Below are 1299 nucleotides of genomic sequence, written 5' to 3' on the forward strand. Positions count from 1 at the left end.
ACCGGTTCATGGGGGTGTCCCGTCGCCGGGGTTGCGTCGGCGGCTCGGGCGGCAGGCCTCTGCCCCGGCCCCGCCCCCGGATGCGACGGCACGGCGCCCGGCTCCTGCGCCGCCGGCGCGGGCGGGCTCACCTGAGCCACGCCGCACGGCACGGCCTCCGTCGCGTACGGCAGACGCAGCACTCCCTCCGGCGTCCACAGGCCCGTGCCCGCCAGCCACCCCTCGGGCGCCGGGAGATGGTGCACCCGCCGCTCGGCCGGCCGCCACACGCCGACCCACCTGCCGCGCGGCCCGTCGACGCGCAGCGCCACCGCGCAGCTCTCCGGCGTCAGCATCTGCCCCGGCTGGATCGCGAACGGCGTGACGGTGCAGTCCCGCAGCCGCAGGCACTGCGGGAAGCGCACCGGCAGGGCGCTGCCCAGGACGCCCCAGCCCAGTCGGTCCTGTCCCGGCGAGGGCGCGTCCGAGCGGATGAGCAGCAGCCCGCTGTCGTGGTCCGCGAGCAGCAGCCGGTCGTCGCTGTCGGCGGCGATCTGGAGCAGCGGCGACACCTCCCCGCCGCGCTCCAGGTCCACCACGACGGCCTTGGTGCGCCCGCCGGCCTCCCGGTCCAAGGCCAGCAGCCGTCCCGTACGGTCCAGCCAGACCCCGCCCGAGCAGCGGCCGGGCAGCTCGGCCAGTCGCTCGGGCCCGAAGGCGCCGCCCGCCACCAGCCACACCGTCGTCGAACGCGGGCCGACGGCCAGGGCGTACGCCCGCTCGCCGCCGGGGGCGGGCGGCAGCAGCCGCAGCCGGGCCGTGCCGTCCGGGCACTCGACCACGCCCAGGGGCAGCTCGCCGGTGCCGGGCCCGGTCGGGTACAGCAGAGAGAAGGCGTGCCGCCCGGCCACCAGACGGTGGATGAGGACCCGCCCGTCGCCCATCGGCTGCACCTCGGTGCCGGGCTCCTCCGGCTGGTTGCGGGGCAGGGGTACCGCGTACGGCTCGGGGCCGTCCAGGGTCCAGCGCTCCGGGAACCAGGAGTCGCCGGCCGAGGCGAGGCGTGCGGCGTAGGCACCGTCCGCGGTGAGTGTGCATCCTGCCGACGCGACCTCGTCGTCCTCGTGTCCCGCCGAAGGCTCGATCGCACACGCTGTCATCGTTCGGTCACCTCCAGTGACGAACGTAGTTTTCGTACGTGCGGGCGGGGAATCCGCTGGGGCCCGACTTCACACATAAGGGTGTTCCAGGAACGATTCGCCTGAGGATGTGGGGACTTCTGTGCTGGGCGGGGCGACAGCCGGCCGACGGGGTGGGGAA

At 75.7% G+C, this 1299-nt stretch carries 1 protein-coding gene; it reads right to left on the minus strand.

Annotation, left to right across the window (positions count from 1 at the left end; genetic code table 11):
- On the minus strand, positions 1–1139 hold a 1139-nt coding region (locus CA983_RS43815; protein ID WP_244207360.1), incomplete at its 3' end, for a hypothetical protein.
- Between the last annotated feature and the right edge of the window lie 160 nt (positions 1140–1299).

The sequence above is a fragment of the Streptomyces swartbergensis genome (assembly GCF_002148965.1).
GTDB lineage: Bacteria > Actinomycetota > Actinomycetes > Streptomycetales > Streptomycetaceae > Streptomyces > Streptomyces swartbergensis.